Origin of the sequence: Pseudomonas sp. CH235, from assembly GCF_004368175.1 — a bacterium.
Taxonomy (GTDB): Bacteria; Pseudomonadota; Gammaproteobacteria; order Pseudomonadales; family Pseudomonadaceae; genus Aquipseudomonas; species Aquipseudomonas paraglycinae.
This window is the reverse complement of the sequence record NZ_RRZJ01000022.1, coordinates 18,101-39,610: the sequence shown is the minus strand read 5'-3', so window position 1 is coordinate 39,610 and position 21,510 is coordinate 18,101. Positions and strand designations below refer to the sequence as shown.

At 61.6% G+C, this 21,510-nt stretch carries 16 protein-coding genes and 1 pseudogene; 11 read left to right on the top strand and 6 right to left on the bottom strand.

What is annotated here, in order from left to right:
- Positions 1-90 precede the first annotated feature (90 nt).
- The 4 genes from EIY71_RS20525 to edd form a co-directional block, all read right to left on the bottom strand.
- On the bottom strand, positions 91-1,518 hold the full coding sequence (locus EIY71_RS20525) for an ATP-binding protein (RefSeq protein WP_166673442.1): 1,428 nt from the start codon (positions 1,516-1,518) through the stop codon (positions 91-93).
- A 31-nt stretch (positions 1,519-1,549) separates the two neighbouring features.
- Positions 1,550-2,281 carry a response regulator gene (locus tag EIY71_RS20520; protein ID WP_134022912.1) on the bottom strand — a complete coding sequence of 244 codons (732 nt, stop codon included), beginning with the start codon at positions 2,279-2,281 and terminating at the stop codon, positions 1,550-1,552.
- Positions 2,282-2,360: 79 nt separating this feature from the next.
- Positions 2,361-3,317 carry a glucokinase gene (locus EIY71_RS20515; RefSeq protein WP_085606579.1) on the bottom strand — a complete coding sequence of 319 codons (957 nt, stop codon included), beginning with the start codon at positions 3,315-3,317 and terminating at the stop codon, positions 2,361-2,363.
- Entirely contained in the window at positions 3,314-5,140 is a 1,827-nt protein-coding gene (gene edd, locus EIY71_RS20510) for a phosphogluconate dehydratase (RefSeq protein ID WP_134022910.1), read from the bottom strand. The genes EIY71_RS20515 and edd overlap by 4 nt, the downstream gene beginning before the upstream one ends.
- A gap of 220 nt (positions 5,141-5,360) precedes the next feature.
- Here edd and gap point away from each other — a divergent pair, with 220 nt between their 5' ends.
- From gap to EIY71_RS20470, 9 genes and pseudogenes are all read left to right on the top strand, one after another.
- A complete protein-coding gene (gene gap / locus EIY71_RS20505; protein WP_085689348.1) occupies positions 5,361-6,362 on the top strand; it encodes a type I glyceraldehyde-3-phosphate dehydrogenase in 1,002 nt (333 codons plus the stop codon).
- Between the two features lie 119 nt (positions 6,363-6,481).
- A complete protein-coding gene (locus EIY71_RS20500; protein WP_007951175.1) occupies positions 6,482-7,000 on the top strand; it encodes an RNA polymerase sigma factor in 519 nt (172 codons plus the stop codon).
- A gap of 123 nt (positions 7,001-7,123) precedes the next feature.
- On the top strand, positions 7,124-8,089 hold the full coding sequence (locus EIY71_RS20495) for a FecR domain-containing protein (protein WP_085606584.1): 966 nt from the start codon (positions 7,124-7,126) through the stop codon (positions 8,087-8,089).
- A 122-nt stretch (positions 8,090-8,211) separates the two neighbouring features.
- Positions 8,212-10,797 (top strand): TonB-dependent receptor, encoded by a 2,586-nt coding sequence (locus tag EIY71_RS20490; protein ID WP_134022908.1) that lies wholly within the window; start codon positions 8,212-8,214, stop codon positions 10,795-10,797.
- A gap of 111 nt (positions 10,798-10,908) precedes the next feature.
- Positions 10,909-11,505, top strand: a complete 597-nt coding sequence (locus EIY71_RS20485; protein WP_134022906.1) for a biliverdin-producing heme oxygenase — start codon at positions 10,909-10,911, stop codon at positions 11,503-11,505.
- A 169-nt stretch (positions 11,506-11,674) separates the two neighbouring features.
- Positions 11,675-12,070, top strand: a complete 396-nt coding sequence (locus EIY71_RS20480) for a YbaN family protein (RefSeq protein ID WP_134022904.1) — start codon at positions 11,675-11,677, stop codon at positions 12,068-12,070.
- 102 nt (positions 12,071-12,172) lie between these two features.
- Positions 12,173-13,531, top strand: a pseudogene (locus EIY71_RS28935) (HAMP domain-containing protein); the annotation flags it as partial.
- Positions 13,532-13,633: 102 nt separating this feature from the next.
- A complete protein-coding gene (locus tag EIY71_RS28930) occupies positions 13,634-14,389 on the top strand; it encodes a methyl-accepting chemotaxis protein (protein WP_371320921.1) in 756 nt (251 codons plus the stop codon).
- Positions 14,390-14,427: 38 nt separating this feature from the next.
- Complete coding sequence (locus EIY71_RS20470; RefSeq protein WP_134022902.1) at positions 14,428-15,777, top strand: CoA transferase; 1,350 nt, start codon at positions 14,428-14,430, stop codon at positions 15,775-15,777.
- Between the two features lie 230 nt (positions 15,778-16,007).
- Here EIY71_RS20470 and EIY71_RS20465 read toward each other — a convergent pair whose 3' ends face one another.
- Positions 16,008-16,859 carry a DNA-3-methyladenine glycosylase gene (locus EIY71_RS20465; protein WP_085745193.1) on the bottom strand — a complete coding sequence of 284 codons (852 nt, stop codon included), beginning with the start codon at positions 16,857-16,859 and terminating at the stop codon, positions 16,008-16,010.
- The gene (gene arcD, locus EIY71_RS20460; protein ID WP_007951183.1) at positions 16,856-18,283 is read right to left on the bottom strand and encodes an arginine-ornithine antiporter; all 1,428 of its coding nucleotides are present in this window, start codon (positions 18,281-18,283) and stop codon (positions 16,856-16,858) included. The genes EIY71_RS20465 and arcD (EIY71_RS20460) overlap by 4 nt, the downstream gene beginning before the upstream one ends.
- A 450-nt stretch (positions 18,284-18,733) precedes the next feature.
- On the opposite strand from arcD (EIY71_RS20460), the gene arcD (EIY71_RS20455) reads away from it, so the two are divergent.
- Together arcD (EIY71_RS20455) and arcA are read left to right on the top strand one after the other, a co-directional pair.
- Positions 18,734-20,161 (top strand): arginine-ornithine antiporter, encoded by a 1,428-nt coding sequence (gene arcD, locus EIY71_RS20455; RefSeq protein WP_102687260.1) that lies wholly within the window; start codon positions 18,734-18,736, stop codon positions 20,159-20,161.
- 34 nt (positions 20,162-20,195) lie between these two features.
- Positions 20,196-21,452, top strand: a complete 1,257-nt coding sequence (arcA, locus tag EIY71_RS20450; RefSeq protein ID WP_039766042.1) for an arginine deiminase — start codon at positions 20,196-20,198, stop codon at positions 21,450-21,452.
- The last annotated feature ends 58 nt before the right edge of the window (positions 21,453-21,510 follow it).

Below are 21,510 nucleotides of genomic sequence, written 5' to 3'. Positions count from 1 at the left end.
AGCAGGATCAAGTCGATGCATCTTTAAAGCATCCCCCGATCGGTCCCCTCTCCCTCCGGGAGAGGGTTAGGGTGAGGGCAAGCCTTTGACTTAATCCACCGAACGCGGCAATTGCAGGGTCACGCGCAATCCACCCTCACGCAGATTCTGCAACGTCACCTCACCGCCATGGCTATGGGCAATGTTGCGGGCGATCCCCAAACCGAGACCGTAACCCTGCTGCTGCCCCGCCAACCGGAAGTGCGGCTCAAACACCTGCTCCAACCGCTGCTCCGGCACCCCCGGACCTTCATCATCGACATGCAGCACGAATGCGCTTTCGTCGTCATCGATGTGCAAGTGCGCGTTCTGGCCGTACTTCAACGCGTTGTCGATCAGGTTGCCGATGCAGCGCTTGAGCGCCAATGGCTTGCCCGGATAAGCCGCCAACGCCCGTCCCTGCTGGGTCACGCGACCGTTGCCGTTGGGTGCCAGATACGGCTCCACCAGACAGTCGAGCACATGGTTCAGGTCCACCGGCTCGATGTTTTCGTGAATGTCGGTGTCCTTCACGCATTGCAGCGCGCCTTTGACCAGCAGCTCCAATTCATCCAGATCGCGGCCGAACTTGGTTTGCAGTGTTTCGTCTTCCAGCAGTTCGACACGCAGACGCAGACGGGTAATCGGCGTGCGCAGATCGTGGGAAATTGCGCTGAACAACTGGCTGCGCTCGGTCAGGTAACGGCTGATCCGCTCGCGCATGGTGTTGAAGGCGCGGCCCACTTCGACCACTTCGCTGCCGCCGCCCTCGGCCACCGGCTCGACGTCGGCACCCAGCGACAAGTCCCGCGCGGCCCGCGCAAGACGCTTGAGCGGCCGACTCTGCCAGTGCACCAGCAGGCCGATGAACAACAACAGGAAACCGCTGGTGAAGACGATGAACCACACCTGCTGAGTCGGCAGGCCCTGTTCTTCAAGACTGGTGTAGGGTTCGGGCAGCAGTGAGGCGATGTACAGCCATTCACCCGGCGCCAACTGAATCTGCGTGACCAGCACCGGCGGATTCACCGGTTCCAGGGTCAAGGCGTAATGCGCCCACGAACGCGGCAACTCATCGAGTTTCAACCCGGCGTTGAAGATCCGTAAGTCATCGGGGCTGACGAAGGTCACCAGAATGTCGGTGTCCTGGCCCAGCGACTGACGCAGCACTTCATCCACCGCTTTCAGTACCGCCGCCTTGCGTGGCGTCACCGGCAGCACTTCCATGCCCAGCGGTTTGTCATTCAGCGTCACAACAAAACGCGTGCCGCCCATGCTGCGCAACTGGTCGAGCACCAGCGGCCGATAGGCCACCGGCAACGAGCGGAAGTAACTGACGCTGGCGGTCATCGAATGGGCGAGGCTGCGGGCGCTGGTGACCAGGCCTTCGAGCTGGGTCGCGCGCAATTGGGAAACCCAGATCACGCTGGACAGCGTCTGGGCGAACAACACCGCGAGCAACGTCAGCAGCAGCATCCGCCCGAGCAGCGAACGCGGCATCGGCACTTTGCGCGCGGTGGTACGCAGGAACTCAGTGACCATTGCCGGCAACCACATTGGCTGCCAGCTGGTAGCCGCTGCCACGCACGGTGCGGATCAGGCGCGGCGGTTTTTCAGTGTCGCGCAGACGCTGGCGCAGGCGGCTGACGGCCATGTCGACGATGCGGTCGAGGGGCATCAGGTCGCGGCCACGGGTGGCGTTGCCGATGGTGTCGCGGTCGAGGATTTGCTGGGGATGATCGAGGAACAGTTTCAACAGGGCGAAGTCGGCGCCGGACAGAATCACTTCCTCGCCGTCGGCGTGAAACAGCCGATGGCTGACCATGTCCAGCCGCCATTCATCGAACGCCAGCACTTCACTGCCGCCGCGTTCCTGGCCGAATTGGGCGCGACGCAGCAGGGCCTTGATCCGGGCTTGCAGTTCGCGGGGGCTGAAAGGTTTGCCGAGGTAATCGTCGGCGCCGAGCTCCAGGCCGATGACCCGGTCGGCTTCGTCGGAACTGGCGGTGAGCATGATGATCGGCACCTGGGCCTGACGCGGATGCTGGCGCACCCAGCGGCACAGGCTGAAGCCGTCTTCATCGGGCAGCATCACATCGAGGATCACCAGATCGCTCGGTGCTTCGTTCAGCGCCTGACGAAAACCGGCGCCATCCGCCGTGGCCCGTACCTGAAAACCCGCGCGGGTCAGGTAGGTTTCCAGCAACTCGCGTATCTCCTGGTCGTCATCGACCAACAAAATCGACTTGTTGACTGAGCTCACTTCGAAGGCATCCTTGTTGTTGGAATTGGGCGGATTATGCCTGATGTGTCGAGGGTTCCCACGCTCGGCGTGGGAATGATCATTTACCGGATTGTTCGAGCGCCACTCCTGCACCGACGAGCCCGGAATACGGCGCCGTCACCAGCCACACCGGGATCCCCTTGAAGTAATCGCTCATGCAGCCCTTGTCGGCGAAGCTGCGGGCGAAACCGCTTTCGAGGAAGAAATCGGCGAAACGCGGAATCACGCCGCCCACGATGTACACCCCGCCACGGCCGCCAGTGGTCAGCACGTTGTTGCCGGCCACGCGACCGAGCCAGCAGCAGAACTGCTCCAGCACTTCCAGGGCGATCGGGTCGCCTGCAAGACCTGCCGCAGTGATGGCTTCCGGCGTATCGAGTTTCGGTTCATGACCATCCACCGCGCAGATCGCCCGGTAGACCCGCGGCAAGCCGCCGCCGCTCAACGCGGTTTCCGCGCTGACGTGGCCGATCTCATTGTGGATGTGCTGCCAGAGCTGGGTTTCACGCGGACTGCTCAGCGGCAGATCGACGTGACCGCCCTCTCCCGGCAACGCGGCAAACCGACCTTCACCCAGATCAAGCAACGTGCCGACGCCCAGACCAGTGCCCGGGCCGATCACCACCGCCGGGCGCAATGGCTCCGGCGTGCCTTCGCAGACCACGCGGAATTCGCCTGGCTGCAAACGGGTCATGCCCAGCGCCATGGCCGAGAAATCGTTGACCAGCAACAACTGCTCGACCTGCAAGGTCTGGCAGAACGCCTTGCGGCTCAGGCGCCAGTGGTTGTTGGTGAACTTGAATTCATCGCCGCTCACCGGCCCCGCCACCGACAGGCACACCGAACCGATGGCGCCCGGCGCCAGACCGAGCCCGCTCAGATAGAGGCTGATCGCCTCTTCCGGGCTGGCATGGTCGGCCGTGGCCAGCACCTGAACCGATTCGAGCTGCTGATCTTTCCACAACGCGAACCGCGCGTTGGTGCCTCCGATGTCACCGACCAAAGCCAGTTTCAATTAAGCGTCTCCAGGGCAGAAGTGAAGGCGCTGGCGCCCTGCTCCGCCGAGCTGAAGGCCAAACGCATGAAGCCAAACAGTTCGCGACCGCTGCCGATGTTGTTGCCCAACAGGCCTTTGGCGGGTTCGCGCGCTGCGAATTCGGCGGCGTCCACCTTGAGTTCCAAAGTGCCTTTGACGCCATCGACGCTGATGATATCGCCCTCTTGCACCCGCGCCAAAGCGCCGCCGACATAAGCTTCGGGGCTGACATGAATGGCCGCCGGAATTTTCCCGGATGCGCCGGACATACGTCCGTCAGTTACCAGCGCAACCTTGAAGCCGCGATCCTGCAGCACGCCGAGGAACGGCGTCATCTTGTGCAGCTCAGGCATGCCGTTGGAACGCGGACCCTGGAAGCGCATCACCGCGACAAAATCCTTCTCCAGCAGACCGGCCTTGAAAGCGTCGGCCAGATCCTGCTGATCCTGGAACACCATGGCCGGCGCTTCGACGATCTGGTTTTCCAGCGCCACGGCGGACACCTTCATCACGCCACGACCGAGGTTGCCTTCCATCACGCGCAAGCCGCCCTCTGCCGAGAACGCACGGGCCACCGGGCGCAGGATGTTTTCGTCGAGGCTGTCGGTCGGGCCTTCGCGCCACACCAGCTTGCCGTTATCGAGGAACGGCTCCTTGGTGTACTGGCTCAGGCCGTGGCCAAGCACGGTGTTGACGTCTTCGTGCAGCAGGCCGGCTTCGAGCAGTTCGCGAATCAGGAACGACATGCCGCCCGCCGCCTGGAAGTGGTTGATGTCGGCCTTGCCGTTCGGATAGACGTGGCTCAGGGTCGGCACGACTTCGGAGAGGTCGGCCATGTCCTGCCAGGTCAGTTGAATGCCCGCCGCCATGGCGATGGCCGGCATGTGCAGGGTGTGGTTGGTCGAACCGCCGGTGGCGTGCAGCGCGACGATCGAGTTGACCAGCGCCTTCTCGTCGACAATTTCGCCGATCGGCATGAAGTTGCCGTTCTGTTTGGTCAGGCGGGTGACCTGATGCGCGGCTTCGCGGGTCAGGGCCTCACGCAGCGGCGTGTTCGGGTTGACGAACGATGCGCCCGGCAAGTGCAGGCCCATGACTTCCATCAGCAACTGGTTGGTGTTGGCGGTGCCGTAGAAGGTGCAGGTGCCCGGGCTGTGGTAGGACTTCATCTCCGATTCCAGCAGCTCTTCGCGGGTTGCCTTGCCTTCGGCGTACTTCTGCCGCACGTCGGCTTTTTCCTTGTTGGAAATCCCCGAGACCATCGGCCCGCCCGGGACGAAAATCGTCGGCAAGTGACCGAAACGCAGAGAGCCCATCATCAGGCCCGGCACGATCTTGTCGCAGATGCCGAGCATCAGCGCGCCGTCGAACATGTTGTGGGACAGCGCCACCGCCGTCGACATCGCGATCACTTCGCGGCTCGGCAGGCTCAGCTCCATGCCCGGCTCGCCCTGGGTCACGCCGTCGCACATGGCAGGCGTGCCGCCGGCGAACTGGCCGACCGAGCCGATTTCGCGCAGGGCGTTCTTGATTTGTTCCGGGAAGACTTCGTAAGGCTGGTGCGCCGAGAGCATGTCGTTATATGACGAAACAATTGCGATGTTCGCCGAGTTCATCATCCGCAGGCTGTGCTTGTCTTCGCTGCCACACCCGGCCACGCCATGGGCGAAGTTGGCGCATTGCAGTTTGCCGCGCATCGGCCCGTCAGTTGCAGCGCCGCGAATCAGCGCAAGGTAAGCCTGACGCGTGGCGCGGCTGCGGGCGATAAGCCGTTCGGTGACCTCAAGAACGCGGGGATGCATGTGTAGAACTCCAGGCTAACGGATGTGGCGACCTGATTGTCTATGCTGATCAAAAGCCCGTTCGCGTGGGATGACGAACGGTTTTCTTGATCATTCGGACCAGTTGATTCAGGTCACTCGTTGTAGATAAAACAAAATATTGCCACTAAAAAGGCTTGTTTTCTATTTTTATGCGAATAATCTTGTAATTCCAACAACAAAACGACGGCGGCGCTGTTCAATGACTCTTCGAATCGCAATCAATGGTTTTGGCCGCATCGGCCGTAATGTCCTGCGCGCACTGTATACCCAAGGCTATCGTCAGGATTTGCAGATCGTCGCCATCAACGATCTGGGCGACAGCGCGATCAATGCGCATCTGCTCAAATACGACACCGTTCATGGCACATTCGACGCCGAAGTGGCTCATGACAACGAGAGCCTGACCGTCAACGGCGACCGCATTTCGGTCAGCGCCATCCGCAATCCGGCCGACCTGCCATGGGCCGCGGAAAAGATTGATGTGGTGTTCGAATGCACCGGTCTGTTCACCGACCGGGCCAAAGCCGCCGCGCATATTACCGCCGGCGCACGCAAAGTGATTATCTCGGCCCCGGCCAAAGGCGCCGATGCCACCGTCGTTTACGGTGTGAACCACGACATTCTGCGCCAGTCGCACCAGATCATTTCCAACGCGTCGTGCACCACCAACTGCCTGGCCCCCGTGGCTCAGGTGCTGCACCGCGAACTGGGCATCGAAAGCGGTCTGATGACCACCATCCACGCCTACACCAACGACCAGAACCTGACCGACGTCTACCACACCGACCCGTACCGCGCGCGCTCCGCCACCCAGAACATGATCCCGAGCAAGACCGGCGCCGCCGAAGCCGTGGGCCTGGTGCTGCCGGAACTGGCGGGCAAGCTGACCGGCATGGCCGTGCGCGTGCCGGTGATCAATGTGTCGCTGGTTGACCTGACCGTGCAGTTGAAGCGCGAAGCCTCGGCCGATGAAGTCAACGCATTGATGAAAGCGGCGAGCCAGCACTCGAAGATCCTCGGCTACAACACCCTGCCGCTGGTATCGAGCGACTTCAACCACAACCCGCTGTCGTCGATCTTCGACGCCAACCACACCAAAGCCAGCGGCAAACTGCTGAAAGTCTTGGCTTGGTATGACAACGAGTGGGGCTTCTCCAACCGTATGCTCGATAACTGCCTGGCCCTGTGCAACGCGGAATAAAACCGCTGGCGCCGTTTTGAGGGCGGGCAAAAGCTTTACCCACCTTTGACAAATCAACACTTGACCACTCGGGCGGATGATAAGCATTATCATTCGCTCGAAATGGATCAGGTCTTCCCGTGAGTCAATCACACTTCAACCACGTCTTCCTCGCCCAGCGCACCTCGCTGCTGCGGACGCTGGAACGGATGGTCAACAACCACAGCACCGCCGAAGACCTGTTGCAGGAAACCTACCTGCGCGTCACCCGGGCGCTGAGCGAACGGGCCATCGATCACCTTGAACCCTTTGTCTTCCAGACCGCGCGCAACCTGGCACTGGATCATTTGCGTGCGCGCAAGATTCATTCGCGGACCATGGTCGATGACGTGCCGCAGGACGTGGTGCACAGCGTCGCCGCCCCCGCCAGCAGCGCCGAAGACGCTGCCCACGCCGAACAATTGCTGGAGCGCCTGAACGTGAGCCTCGGTGAACTCAGCCCCCGCCAACAGCAAATCTTCATCCTCAGCCGCCTGCACGGGCACAGCTATCAGGAAATCGCCGAAGAACTGAGCGTATCCCTCAGCACGGTGCAGAAAGAACTCAAACTGATCATGACCATCTGCATCGGTGTCGCCGAGCGCCTGAACGGCGACTGATCTGCAAGCCTTGTCGGTATTCGACAGGATCGACTGCACTGATCATCGGGCTTTGTTACCCTTGCCCGACTTTTACGCTTCACTAAAAAAACAGCCGTGCACAGACACTGCCGAGGAACCACCGTGACGGACATCCACCGCTCTCCTTCGCCTTCATCGGCGCAGGACGCCGCCAGCGCAATGGACCAAGCTCTGGACTGGCTCATCGTGCTCGGCAGTCCGGACGAGGAGCAGACCCGGCAATTCCATGCCTGGCTGGCGGCCGATCCGTTGAATGCCGAGGCGTTCGCCAAGGCTCAGGCAATCTGGGACGGCCCGCAGATCGCTCAGTGCGCGCAAAACCTCGCGGCCAAACCGAAGAAAGTTACCGTCCTCACTCGCCTGCGTCCGCACTGGAAACCGCTGGCCACCGCCGCGGTGCTGCTGCTCGGGCTGTTCAGTTTCAGCAACCTGCCGATGCGTCTGCAGGCCGATCACCTGACCGTAGTCGGCGAGCGTCAGCGCCTGCAGCTTGAGGACGGCTCGAAAGTCCTGCTCAACACCAATTCCGCGTTCTCCAGCACGATCAACGATCAGCAGCGAGTCGCGCGGTTGTATCAGGGCGAAGCGTTTTTCGAGATCCCGGCCAGCCGCAGCCAGCCGCTGGAAATCGACGCCGGGCCGGTGAAGGCCAGCGTGCGCGACACTGCGTTTGCCGTGCGTTATCTGGACGGCGTGGCGCAGGTGCGGGTGCAGCGCGGCGATGTCGATCTGCGGGCGACCCGTGACGATGCGCGGGTGCGGCTTTCCGCCGGGGAAAGCATCCGCATCGGCCCGAACGGTTTCGACCGCCCGGCCAAGGTCGACGCCGCCACCGATCTGGCGTGGGTGCAGGGTCGGCTGATCTTCGAAAACTGCCCGCTTAACCAGGTGCTGGCCGAACTGCGCCGCTACTACCCGGGCTTCATCATCAACACCAACGAGCAGTTGGCCGACGTCGCCGTCACTGGCAATTACCGTCTCGACCAGCCGCTGGACGTGGTGCGTTCGCTCGCTCACATCACCTCGGCCAAGCTTCAGGAATTCCCGGCGCTGGTGATCTTGAACTAAATGAGAATTATTTTTACTCGATAGCCGAAGCTCGTTCGTCTCGTTATAGCCAATGCAATTGATTCGCATCTCGCGAGATCAATCAGCACCTATAAAGATTCGTGCGACACGGAGCGCTATCGATGTCCTCTCGCCTTACCCGCCAGACTTCTTCCCCTTCCCGCGTGCTGTCGCTGCTGACCGCCGCCATTCTGATGGCCGGCACCGCGCCGCTGATGGCCGCCACCGAACAGCCGACGCGCAACATGGGCAACTACTCGTTCGCTATTGCCCAACAGCCGCTGGTGTCGGCGCTCAATGCGTTCACCGCGGTCACCGGCTGGCAGGTCGGTTTGCCGGCGGAATTGGGTCAAGACGTGTCGTCGCCGGGCGTGCGCGGTTCGCTGCCACCGGAAAAAGCCCTGGAGCGTCTGTTGGTGGGGACCAACCTGAGCTTCCGCAAACTGAGCAACAACAACGTCGTGCTGGAAAAACGCGCCAGCAGCGGCGCACTCAATCTTGATCAGGTAACCATCAGCGCCACCCGTCAGGAACAGTCGATCAACAGCGTGCCGGCCACCGTCACCGTGCAGACTCGTCAGGATCTGGACCGCAACAACGTCAACACCATCAAGGATCTGGTGCGCTACGAGCCGGGCGTATCCGTGGGCGGCGCCGGCCAGCGTGGCGGGATCAGCGGCTACAACATTCGCGGCATCGACGGCGACCGCATCCTGACTCAGGTCGACGGCGTCGAAGTGCCGGACGGTTTCTTCAACGGTCCGTACGCCAAGACCCAGCGCAATTACGTCGATCCGGAAATCGTCAAACGCGTCGAAATTCTTCGCGGCCCGGCCTCGGTGCTGTACGGCAGCAACGCCATCGGCGGCGCCGTCAGCTACTACACCCTCGACCCGGACGACATCATCAAGCCCGGCAAAGACGTCGGCGCCCGCCTGAAAACCGGCTACAGCTCCGCCGACGAGAGCTGGCTGAAGTCCGCCACCGTCGCCGGTCGCGCCGACCAGTTCGACGGCTTGTTGCACTACAGCCAGCGCGACGGTCATGAAACCGATTCCTACGGCAGCAACAACGGCACCGGCCTTGAGCGCACCGCCGCCAACCCGGAGGACGTGAAAGCCGCCAACGTGCTGGCCAAGATCGGCTGGAACTACAACGAAGGTTCGCGCCTGGGCCTGACCTACGAAAAGTACAAGGACGATCGCGACACCGATCAGAAAAGCGCTTACGGCGGCCCGTACTTCAACGGTGCCCCGACGATCCCGAACAGCGTGCTGCCCGGCGGCATGTACCAGTGGCGCACCGGCAACGACACCATCACCCGCGAGCGTTTCGGCCTGGAGCACAGCTTCGGGCTCGACAGCCTGCTGGCGGACAACGTGAAGTGGAGCCTCAACCACCAGACCGCCAAGACCGACCAGAGCACCGACGAGTTCTATTACCCGATCACCCGTAAAGTGCTGCGCACCCGCGACACGATCTACGAAGAAAAACAGTGGGTCTTCGACGCGCAACTGGACAAGGCATTCGCCATCGGTGACACCGATCACGTGCTGACTTACGGCACCACAATCAAGCAGCAGAAAGTTACCGGCTCGCGCAGCGGCGACGGCAAGTGCCTGGCGGTCGGTCGCGGCTGCACCGCCATCGGCGCCACCAGCGCAGCCGACGTGCTGAAAAAATCCAGTGACTTCCCGGACCCGACCATCAACACCTACAGCCTGTTCGCCCAGGATCAGATCAGCTGGAACAACTGGACCTTCCTGCCAGGCCTGCGCTACGACTACACCCAGCTCAAGCCGCACATCACCCAGGAATTCCTCAACACCGTGGCAGCCGACGGCAACGGCACGGTCAGCGACGAGAACAAGACCTGGCATAAAGTCTCGCCGAAATTCGGCCTGACCTACGCACTGACCGACAACTACACCTGGTACGGCCAATACGCCGAAGGCTTCCGCACCCCGACCGCGAAAGCGCTGTACGGCCGCTTCGAGAACAGCACCACCGGCTACAACGTGGCGCCGAACCCGGACCTGGAACCGGAAAAGAGCAAAAGCTATGAAACCGGCCTGCGCGGCAACTTCGAGCAAGGCTCGTTCGACGTGGCGGTGTTCTATAACAAGTACCGCGACTTCATCAACGAAGACGCCGTCACCCCGGGCTACAGCGAGCTGACGTTCCAGTCCAGCAACATCAAGCACGCCACCATCAAGGGTGCCGAAGTCAAAGGTCGTCTGAACCTGGATTCCTTCGGCGCGCCGCAAGGCTTGTACACCCAGGGTTCGATCTCCTACGCCTATGGACGCAACAACGACAACGGCGAGCCGTTGAACAGCGTCAACCCGCTGACCGGCGTGTTCGGCCTCGGTTACGACCAGGACAACTACGGCGGCCTGCTGAGCTGGACCGTGGTCAAGAAGAAGGATCGCGTCGACGACAGCAACTTCAAATCGCCGGACGGTGTGAGCAGTCAATTCAAGTCGCCGGGCTTCGGCATTCTCGATCTGGCCGGTTATTACAAGGTCACCGACGACGTCACCGTCAGCGGCGGCATCTACAACCTGACCGACAAGAAGTACTGGCTGTGGGATGACGTGCGTGGTTACGACAGCGTCGGCGAAGCCTCGGTGACACAACCGGCCAACCTCGATCGCCTGACCCAGCCGGGTCGCAACTTCGCGATCAACCTGGTCTGGGATATCTGATCCGGATGACCTCACGGCGCGCATGCATTGCCGCGCCGTGAGGTTTTTTTACTGTCCGGCGCTTGCCCGTACGTCTCGTTATCAAGCGCCTCTTCTTTTCAAGGACATCTCATGAGCACCCCGGAAAAAGCCCTGCGTTCGCAACGCCTGAACCAGATCACCCACGAGCCGCACAGCAAGCTCGATGCCCTGGTCAAGGCCCACGCGCCGTTCGAGACCCGCGCCAATTTCGCCCGTTTCGTGGTCGCGCAGTACCTGTTCCAGTCGGAGCTGGTGGCGCTGTACAACGATGCCGAACTGACCGCCATCGTCCCTGACCTGCCGGCCCGTTGCCGCGCCGAAGCGGCCAGGGCCGACCTCGCCGACCTTGACACCGAAGTGCCTGCGCCAGTCGCCGGCGCCGTAAAAAACCCGAGCAAGGCCCGCGCCCTGGGCTGGATCTTCGTCTCCGAGGGCTCCAAGCTCGGCGCCGCGTTCCTGATCAAACGCGCGGTCGCGCTGGACCTGAGCGAAACCTTTGGCGCCCGTCATCTGGGCGAGCCTGAAGGCGGTCGCGCCGAAGGCTGGAAGCGCTTTGTACGCACCCTCGATTCGCTGCAATTCAGTGCTGAAGAAGAAGCGGAAGTGGAGCAAGGTGCGATTGACGCGTTCAACCGCTTTACCGTGCTGCTGGAACAGGCTTACGCCACAGAAGCCGAACCGGTCTGATCCCAGCCACACCGTAAAACCTGTGGGAGCTGGCTTGCCAGCGATGACGGCGTGTCAGACAACATCCCTGTCGACTGACCGGACGCTATCGCTGGCAAGCCAGCTCCCACAAGGAATTGCGTAAGTCTGTAAGATTCCCACCCTGTCACATTAGCCTCTCGCTGAGCCCATGCCCCAACCCGCCTCCTCCCGACTCGCCCGCCTGCTGTTCGGTCTGCTCGCCTATGTCAGCCTCGGCATCGGTCTGATCGCCATCGTCGTGCCCGGCCTGCCGACCACCGAGTTCATCCTGCTCGCCGCCTGGGCCGCGACCCGCAGTTCGCCGCGCCTGACTGCCTGGCTGGAAAACCATCGGCTGTTCGGCCCGATCCTGAGTAACTGGCGCAACGGCAAGATCATCGCCCGCAAAGCCAAGGTCAGCGCCACGGTCAGCATGCTGCTGTGCGCCACGCTGATGCTGGTGATGCTCGATCACGGCTGGCCGATCTATCTGGCGATTGCCGGGATGACGGTGGGCAACCTGTGGATCTGGTCGCGACCGGAAGCGCTGCCGAAGATTTCCTGATTTTTCTCTTGTTTTCAGGGCATTTACTCGCGCAAACGTTTAGTCGTGACCGTTCGTCGGCTTGCAACTCATGCGTACCCGCCTCGCGCCGATGAGCATTGAATGGCGCTGAATGGATTTGGCGAACCGGGCACCTTCCTGCCTCTTAGCCAACCGCTCATCCATTCGCGAGAACGTCCCATGTTCGACTCTCTGTCCATTCGCCTGAAAATCGTCCTGCTCTCCGGCCTCTGCCTGCTCGGTGTGGTCGCGCTGATCGTTGGCATCAACATTTACCAGACCAACCAGAACGACGAACTGGTCAGTGCTTCCAGCAGCAAGATGCTCACCGCCAGCGTGCAGGACCTGTTGCAGGCCAAGGCTGCCGAGCAAGCGGTGCGGGTCCAGAAAACCTTCGGCGAGAGCCTGTTGGTGATCACCGCCCTGGCCGACCAGATCAAGGACATGCGAGTGATGGCCGCCAAGCGTTCGCTGGACGCCGGCGCCCTGCGTGAAGAGTTGAACCAGAGCCTGAAAACCGCCTTCGAGCGCAACAGCAAGGTGCTTGGCATCTGGCTGGCGTTCGAACCCAACGGACTGGACGGCAAGGACAGCGAATTCGCCAACGATGCCGCGCGCCAGTCCAACGAGGCGGGACGTTTCGCCAGTTACTGGAGCCGTGCTGCGGGTCCGTCGCTGAACACGATCATGGTCGAAGACGACATGAACAAGACCACCCTCAGCGTCAGCGGCACGCCTTACAACAGCTGGTACACCTGCCCTCGCGACAACAAACGTACCTGCCTGCTTGATCCTTACGCCGACACCGTGGGCGGCAAGGAAATGCTCATGACCACCATTTCCGTACCGTTGCTGGTGGACGGCAAGGCCATCGGCGTGGTTGGTGTCGACATCGCCCTCGACGCCCTGCAAGCGGCGGCCGTGGACTCTCAGCGCGACCTGTTCAACAGCGCCGGGCACATGCTGATCGTCTCCGGCAGCGGCGTGCTCGGTGCTTACAGCGCTGATGCCGGCAAGGTCGGCAAGAGCATCGGCGACACCCTCGGCGCCGAGGGCAAGGACGTGCTGCAACTGCTGAGTGCCGGCACACCGAAGATTCTCGAGCGGGGCGACCTGATCCGCGCCGTGTATCCGGTCAACCCGATTGCCGACTCCAAGGCCTGGGGCGTGGTCATCGACCTGCCGAAACAAGTGCTGCTGGCCGACTCGGTCAAGCTCCAGGCAGTGCTCGACGACGCGCAGCAAACCGGCACGATTACCGCATTGGCGGTGGCCGTGATCGCCGGCCTGATCGGTCTGTTGCTGATCTGGCTCACCGCCTCCGGCGTGACCCGTCCGATCAACAGCGTCGCCGAAATGCTGAAGAACATCGCCAGCGGTGAAGGTGATCTGACGCAGCGCCTGAACTACACCAAGAAAGATGAACTGGGCGAACTGGTGAACTGGTTCAACCGCTTCCTCGACAAGCTGCAACCGACCATCGCCCAGATCAAACAGAGCATCACCGAGGCCCGTGGCACCGCCGATCAGTCATCGGAAATCGCCCGCCAGACCAGCGAAGGCATGCAGGTGCAGTTCCGCGAGATCGATCAGGTAGCGACCGCCTCCAACGAAATGAGCGCCACCGCTCACGACGTGGCGAACAGCGCGTCGAATGCGGCCAACGCGGCGAAAGGCGCCGATCAGTCGGCCAAGGACGGGATGTCGATCATCGAGCGCAGCACCCGCGACATCAACCAACTGGCCGATGAAGTCAGCAAAGCCGTGACCGAAGTTGAAGAGCTGGCAGTCAACAGCGAGCAGATCGGTTCGGTGCTGGAAGTGATCCGCAGCATTGCCGAGCAGACCAACCTGCTGGCGCTGAACGCCGCGATCGAAGCGGCCCGTGCCGGTGAAAGCGGTCGTGGTTTTGCGGTGGTGGCAGATGAAGTCCGTAACCTCGCCAAGCGCACCCAGGATTCGGTCGAAGAAATCCGCGTGGTGATCGAGCGCATCCAGACCGGCACCCGTGGCGTGGTCGCGACCATGCACTCGAGCCAGACCCAGGCTCACAACAACGCCGGGCAGATCCGCCAGGCCGTGGACGCCCTCGGCAAGATCAGCGACGCGGTTACCGTGATCAGCGACATGAACCTGCAGATCGCCAGCGCCGCCGAACAGCAAAGCGCGGTGGCCGAAGAGGTCAACCGCAACGTCTCGGCGATCCGTACCGTCACCGAAACCCTGACCGAACAGGCCACCGAATCGGCGGCGATCAGCAGCCAGCTCAACGCCCTGGCCAGCCAGCAGATGAAATTGATGGATCAGTTCCGCGTCTGATTTGATCTATGATCAGGCCCTCTTCCGGAGGGCCTTCGATGACTGATCTGCTCACGTCCATTCAAGCCGCGCTCGGCTTGTCCCGCACACCGATTCCGTTCACCGCCCAAGGCGCCCTGCCCTCGGCGTTTGCCGTCACCGACCTTGCCTGCGCGAGCATTGCCGCTGCCGGGCAAGCTGTCGCCGAACTCCTTCAGCAGCAAACCGGCGACTTGCCCACTGTAGAAGTCGACCGCCGCCTCGCCTCGTTCTGGTTCGCCACGTCGCTGCGACCGATCGGCTGGGAAGTGCCGCCGCTGTGGGATCCGGTGGCCGGCGACTACGCAACCCGAGACGGCTGGATCCGCCTGCACACCAACGCCCCGCATCACCGCGCCGCCGCTGAAAGCGTGCTCGGCGCCTGTGCCGACCGCGCGGCAATGGCGGCGAAAGTCGCGCAGTGGGCCAGTGCCGATCTGGAGCGAGCGGTGGTCGAGGCCAAGGGCTGTGCGGCTGAAATGCGCAGCTGGGAACAGTGGCAGAAGCATCCCCAAGGGCTGGCGGTGAATGCCGAACCCTTGGTGCATTTCAGTGATGAGAAAGAAGAAAGTCATCAACCCTGGCAAGGCTCGGTGGCGCGGCCATTGGCGGGGCTCAAGGTGCTTGATCTGACCCGCGTACTGGCCGGCCCGACCGCCAGCCGCTTCCTCGCGGGGTTGGGCGCCAATGTGCTGCGCATCGACCCGCCGACCTGGAATGAACCCGGCGTGGTGCCGGAAGTGACCCTCGGCAAACGTTGTGCGCGACTGGATCTGCATGAGCCGGCGGATCGCGCAGTGTTTGAAGGTTTGCTCAAGGATGCCGACATTCTTCTGCACGGTTATCGTGCCGACGCCCTTGAACAGCTTGGCTTCGGCATAGAGCGTCGCCGGCAACTGGCGCCGGGGCTGATTGATGTCTGCCTCAACGCCTACGGCTGGAGCGGCCCGTGGCAGAACCGTCGGGGTTTCGACAGTCTGGTGCAGATGAGCAGCGGGATTGCCGAGGCCGGACAGCGCTGGAAGCAAGCGGACAAACCGACACCGCTGCCGGTACAGGCGCTGGATCATGCGACGGGGTATCTGATGGCGGCGAGTGTGATTCGGTTGCTGGCTGAACGGTTACGCAGTGGTCGAGGTGGATCGGCGCGGTTGTCGCTGGCACGGACGGCGAAGTTGTTGATTGAGCATGGGGCTGGGACGGATGAAACGTTGCGTCCGGAAAATCCACAGGATCAAAGCTCGCTGGTGGAGCAGACACCTTGGGGGCCGGCACGTCGGCTTCAAGCCCCGCTGAAGATTAGCGGGACGCCTCTGCAGTGGGTTTTGCCGGCAACTGAGTTGGGGTCGCATCGTCCGCAGTGGATTTAAGGTTTGTGCATGGTTTGAGACTGCTGCCCTCACCCCAGCCCTCTCCCGGGGGGAGAGGGAGCCGACCGAGTTGCCTGGCGCCATGCATCGACCTGAGAGATCGAGTCGATTTTGAATTCGGTGCATAACGTTCAAGTCGGTGTACTTCTCAAATATCCCCCAATCGGCTCCCTCTCCCTCCGGGAGAGGGCTGGGGTGAGGGCAGCGGTTTCAAGACGGATACGAAAAATTCAGTCAAAGCGACTCAAGGATGTCCACAACACCTGCGCCGCATACCCCCGAAACGGCCGCCAGGCCTCTGCCCGAACAGACAACTCCCGCGCCGTCATCCGTTCCCCTTCCTGCACCTCCAACGCCCGCAGCAATCCCACATCGCCAGTCGGAAACCCGTCCATGTCCCGCAACTGGCGCAGGGCAATGTACTGCGCCGTCCAGTCGCCAATCCCGTGCAGCGCCAGCAACCGCGCCGTCCCGGAGGCAAACAGCAGCGGATCGTCCAATGACGCCTGCGCCACCCCGGACAAGGTCCGCCCGCGACTTTTCGGCATGCCCAGCGCCGCCAGATCAGCGTTTGCCAAAACCTTTGCCTGAGGAAAGACGTGGGTCAGGCCCGGCACTGAAGAACGTAAAGGCTCGCCATACTGCGCCACCAGTTTCCCCGCCAGCCGAATCGCCGCCACCACGGTGATCTGCTGCCCCAGCACCGCGCGAAACGCCAGTTCCAGACCATCCCACGCCCCCGGCACCCGCAACCCCGGCCGTTCGGCGATCAGCCGCGCCAGCAGCGGATCTACCGCCAGATGCCGCTGCATCGTGGGTAGATCCGCATCCAGATCAAACATCCGTCGCAAACGCGCAACAATCTCGGGAACCGCCGACGGATCCGGGAAATCCAGCTCCACCTCCAGCGCATCACCGTCGCCGGGCCGGACCGAAACCGTGCCGTGAAACCCGTTCAACCCGATGCTGCGCGAATACACGCCATCGGCCACCGTCTCCATCCCGACCACTGCGCGGGCCGCGAGAAACTCGAGCATTGCCGGCCAGTCGCAGGATCCCTGATAGTCGAGCCGCAATCTCACAGGGATAACACGCCGCTGTACAACCCATACGCCGCGAGCCCGGCCCCGGCGATCACGCAGGTGAAAATCCCCTTCTCGAGCGTGGTGAACAGCGGCTCGCCCTGCTCATGTTTGGCCTTGGCGAACAGGATCACCCCCGGCGCATACAGCAGCGCCGACAGCAGCAGGTATTTCACCCCGCCGGCATACAACAGCCACACCGCGTAACACAGCGCGATGCCGCCGATCAGCAGATCCTTGGTGCGTTCGGCGGAGGCATGTTCATAGGTTTCCCCCCGTCCGCTGAGCAATACGGCGTAGGCCGCCGACCACAGATACGGCACCAGAATCATCGAGGAGGCGAGGTAAATCAGGCTGGTGTAAGTGCCGGCGGAAAACAGCGTGATCAGGAGGAAAATCTGGATCATCACGTTGGTCAGCCACAACGCATTGACCGGCACATGGTTGGCGTTTTCCTTCTTCAGGAACGCCGGCATCGTATTGTCCTTGGCGGTGGCAAACAGAATCTCCGCGCACAACAGTGCCCACGACAACAACGCACCGAGCAACGAAATGGCCAGGCCCACGCTGATCAGCAGTGCGCCCCATGGCCCGACAATGTGTTCCAGCACGGCGGCCAGCGACGGGTTCTGCAAGGTCGCCAGTTCCGGCTGACTCATGATCCCCAGCGACAACACATTGACCAGCACGAGCAGCGCCAGCACACCGATAAAACCGATCACCGTGGCGCGGCCCACATCCGAGCGTTTCTCCGCCCGGGCCGAGTAAACGCTGGCGCCTTCGATACCGATGAACACGAACACGGTGACCAGCATCATGTTGCGCACCTGATCCATCACGCCGCCGAAATTCGGGTTGCTGCGGCCCCAGATGTCGCGGGTAAACACGTCCGCCTTGAAGGCCACGGCGGCGATGACCACGAACATGATCAACGGAATAATCTTGGCCACCGTGGTCAGCTGATTGATCAGCGCTGCCTCCTTGATCCCGCGCATGACCAGAAAATGCACGGCCCACAGCAACACCGAAGCGCAGCCGATGGCAATCGGCGTGTTGCCTTGGCCGAACACCGGAAAGAAGTAGCCGAGGGTGCTGAACAGCAACACGAAATACCCGACGTTGCCCAGCCAGGCACTGATCCAGTAACCCCACGCGGACGAAAAACCCATGTAGTCGCCAAACCCGGCCTTGGCGTAGGCATACACGCCGGAGTCCAGTTCCGGTTTGCGGTTGGCCAGGGTCTGGAACACGAAGGCCAGGGTGAGCATGCCGATCGCCGTGATGCCCCAGCCGATCAGGATGGCGCCGGCATCGGCGCGGGCCGCCATGTTCTGCGGCAGGGAAAAAATCCCTCCGCCAATCATCGAACCCACCACCAGGGCGATCAGTGCGCCAAGGCGCAGCTTTTGCGTCGGTTGCGACATTCCAGCGTCTCCAAGTTCCAGAGCGGCGAATGCCGCGAAACCGTTATGCAACCGGCTTTTAACTAAATGGATAAAGCGTAATGACGTTTATTGAATAACGCCAACTTGCGCCCTTTATATATAGCCATTGGCGCTAACGCCGTAGCACGCTCAGACAGTTTTGTGCGCGAATCCTAATAAATCAATTCTGTACTGAAAACAGCGGTGAAAAATTTGCCAAAACCTGAAAAGGAACTAGCGTGATAATTCGAAAGTAATAGGATCCATTCTTAACCACTTTTGACAAAACGCCTCTAGGACGGGCCTTCCAGACAATAGCTTTATGCCTTCAGACGTTTCATAAGTCATTCATTAACAATGGAATGTGACCATGCACTGATCTAAGTCAGCTGTTTGAAAAGCCAACAGAACTACGCTGTGAACTCTTCTCTCCTGCAATGGAGTCATGCAATGTCTGAAGCTCCCGGAAAACTACGACTAGGTGCACTGGTCGCGTTGGTAGTCGGCTCAATGATCGGTGGCGGGATATTCTCTTTGCCACAAAACATGGCCGCCAGTGCCGACGTCGGCGCGGTACTGATTGGCTGGGCCATCACCGCAGTCGGCATGCTTACCCTCGCTTTCGTCTTTCAAACCCTCGCCAATCGCAAGCCTGACCTGGACGGCGGTGTCTACGCCTACGCCAAGGCCGGTTTCGGCGATTACATGGGTTTCTCCTCGGCCTGGGGTTACTGGATCAGTGCCTGGCTGGGCAACGTCGGTTACTTCGTTCTGCTGTTCAGCACCCTCGGGTATTTCTTTCCGGTTTTTGGGGAAGGCAACACCGTTGCTGCAGTGATCGGCGCCTCTGTCCTGTTGTGGGGCGTGCACTTTCTGGTGCTGCGCGGGATCAAGGAGGCGGCGTTCATCAACCTGGTGACCACCGTCGCCAAGGTCGTGCCGCTGCTGCTGTTCGTATTGATCGCGATCTTCGCCTTCAAACTGGACATCTTCACCGCTGACATCTGGGGCGTGAAAAACCCGGATCTGGGCAGCGTGATGAACCAGGTGCGCAACATGATGCTGGTCACCGTGTGGGTGTTCATCGGCATCGAAGGCGCGAGCATCTTCTCGGCCCGGGCGGAAAAACGTTCGGACGTCGGCAAGGCCACCGTGATCGGTTTCATCACCGTGCTGCTGTTCCTGGTGCTGGTGAACGTGCTGTCGCTGGGCGTCATGACCCAGCCGGAACTGGCCAAACTGCAGAACCCGTCGATGGCCGCCGTGCTGGAGCACGTGGTCGGTCACTGGGGCGCGGTGCTGATCAGCGTCGGTCTGATCATCTCGCTGCTGGGGGCGTTGCTGTCGTGGGTGCTGCTGTGTGCGGAGATCATGTTCGCCGCCGCCAAGGACCACACCATGCCGGAGTTCCTGCGCAAGGAGAACGCCAACCACGTGCCGGTCAACGCCCTGTGGCTGACCAACGCGATGGTGCAGCTGTTCCTGATCATCACTCTGTTTTCGGCCAGCACTTACCTGTCGCTGATCTACCTCGCCACTTCGATGATTCTGGTGCCGTACCTGTGGTCGGCGGCCTACGCCCTGCTGCTGGCGGTGCGCGGCGAAAGCTACGAAGGCTTCGCGGCCGAACGGCGCAAGGACCTGATCATCGGCGCCATCGCCCTGATCTACGCGGTCTGGCTGCTCTACGCCGGTGGCGTGAAGTACCTGCTGCTGTCGGCCCTGCTCTATGCCCCCGGCGCGATCCTGTTCGCCAAGGCCAAGCTCGAACTCAAACAACCGGTTTTCACCAACGTCGAGAAGCTGATTTTCGCCGCAGTGGTCGTGGGCGCCCTGGTGGCAGCCTACGGACTGTATGACGGCTTCCTGACTCTGTAATTGCCCAACGTTTTCACTCTGGAGGATCACTGAAATGACCACGGAAAAAGCTAAGTACGGCGTCCATTCCGAAGCCGGCAAACTGCGCAAAGTCATGGTTTGCTCCCCAGGTCTGGCCCATCAGCGGCTGACCCCGAACAACTGCGATGAACTGCTGTTCGACGACGTGCTGTGGGTCGCCCAGGCCAAGCGCGACCACTTCGACTTCGTGACCAAGATGCGCGAGCGCGGGATCGACGTGCTGGAAATGCACAACCTGCTGACCGACATCGTCGCCATCCCTGAAGCGCTGGACTGGATCCTCGAGCGCAAGGTCACCGCCGATTCGGTGGGCCTGGGCCTGATCAACGAAGTCAAATCCTGGCTGAAAAGCCTGGAGCCGCGACACATCGCCGAATTCCTGATTGGCGGCGTGTCCGCCGACGACCTGCCGGACAGCTTCGGTGGCAAGACCATCCAGATGTTCCGCGACTTCCTCGGCCACTCCAGTTTCATTCTGCCGCCGCTGCCGAACACCCAGTTCACCCGCGACACCACCTGCTGGATTTACGGTGGCGTGACGCTGAACCCGATGTACTGGCCGGCGCGTCGTCAGGAAACGCTGCTGACCACCGCCATCTACAAATTCCATCCGCAATTCACCAACGCCGATTTCGAGATCTGGTACGGCGATCCGGACAAGGATCACGGCAGCTCGACCCTCGAAGGCGGCGACGTCATGCCAATCGGCAACGGCGTGGTGCTGATCGGTATGGGCGAGCGTTCATCCCGTCAGGCCATCGGCCAACTGGCACTGAACCTGTTCAAGAACAAGGCCGTGGAAAAAGTCATCGTCGCTGGCCTGCCGAAGTCTCGAGCGGCGATGCACCTGGATACCGTGTTCAGCTTCTGCGACCGCGACCTCGTCACGATCTTCCCGGAAGTGGTCAACCAGATCGTCGCCTTCACCCTGCGCCCTGACGAAAGCAAACAGGGCGGCATCGACATCCGTCGCGAAGAAGGCACCTTCCTCGACGTCGTGGCCAAAGCCCTCAACCTGCCGAAACTGCGCGTCGTCGAAACCGGCGGCAACAGCTTCGCCGCCGAACGCGAGCAATGGGATGACGGCAACAACGTGGTGGCCGTGGAGCCGGGCGTGGTCATCGGCTACGACCGCAACACCTACACCAACACCCTGCTTCGCAAGGCGGGCGTGGAGGTCATCACCATCAGCGCCGGCGAACTCGGTCGTGGCCGCGGCGGCGGCCACTGCATGACTTGCCCGATCATCCGCGACCCTATCGATTACTAAACGACCATCTCCCCGGCCGCACCTATCCCGTAGCGGCCGGGCCGATTACCGAATCCAA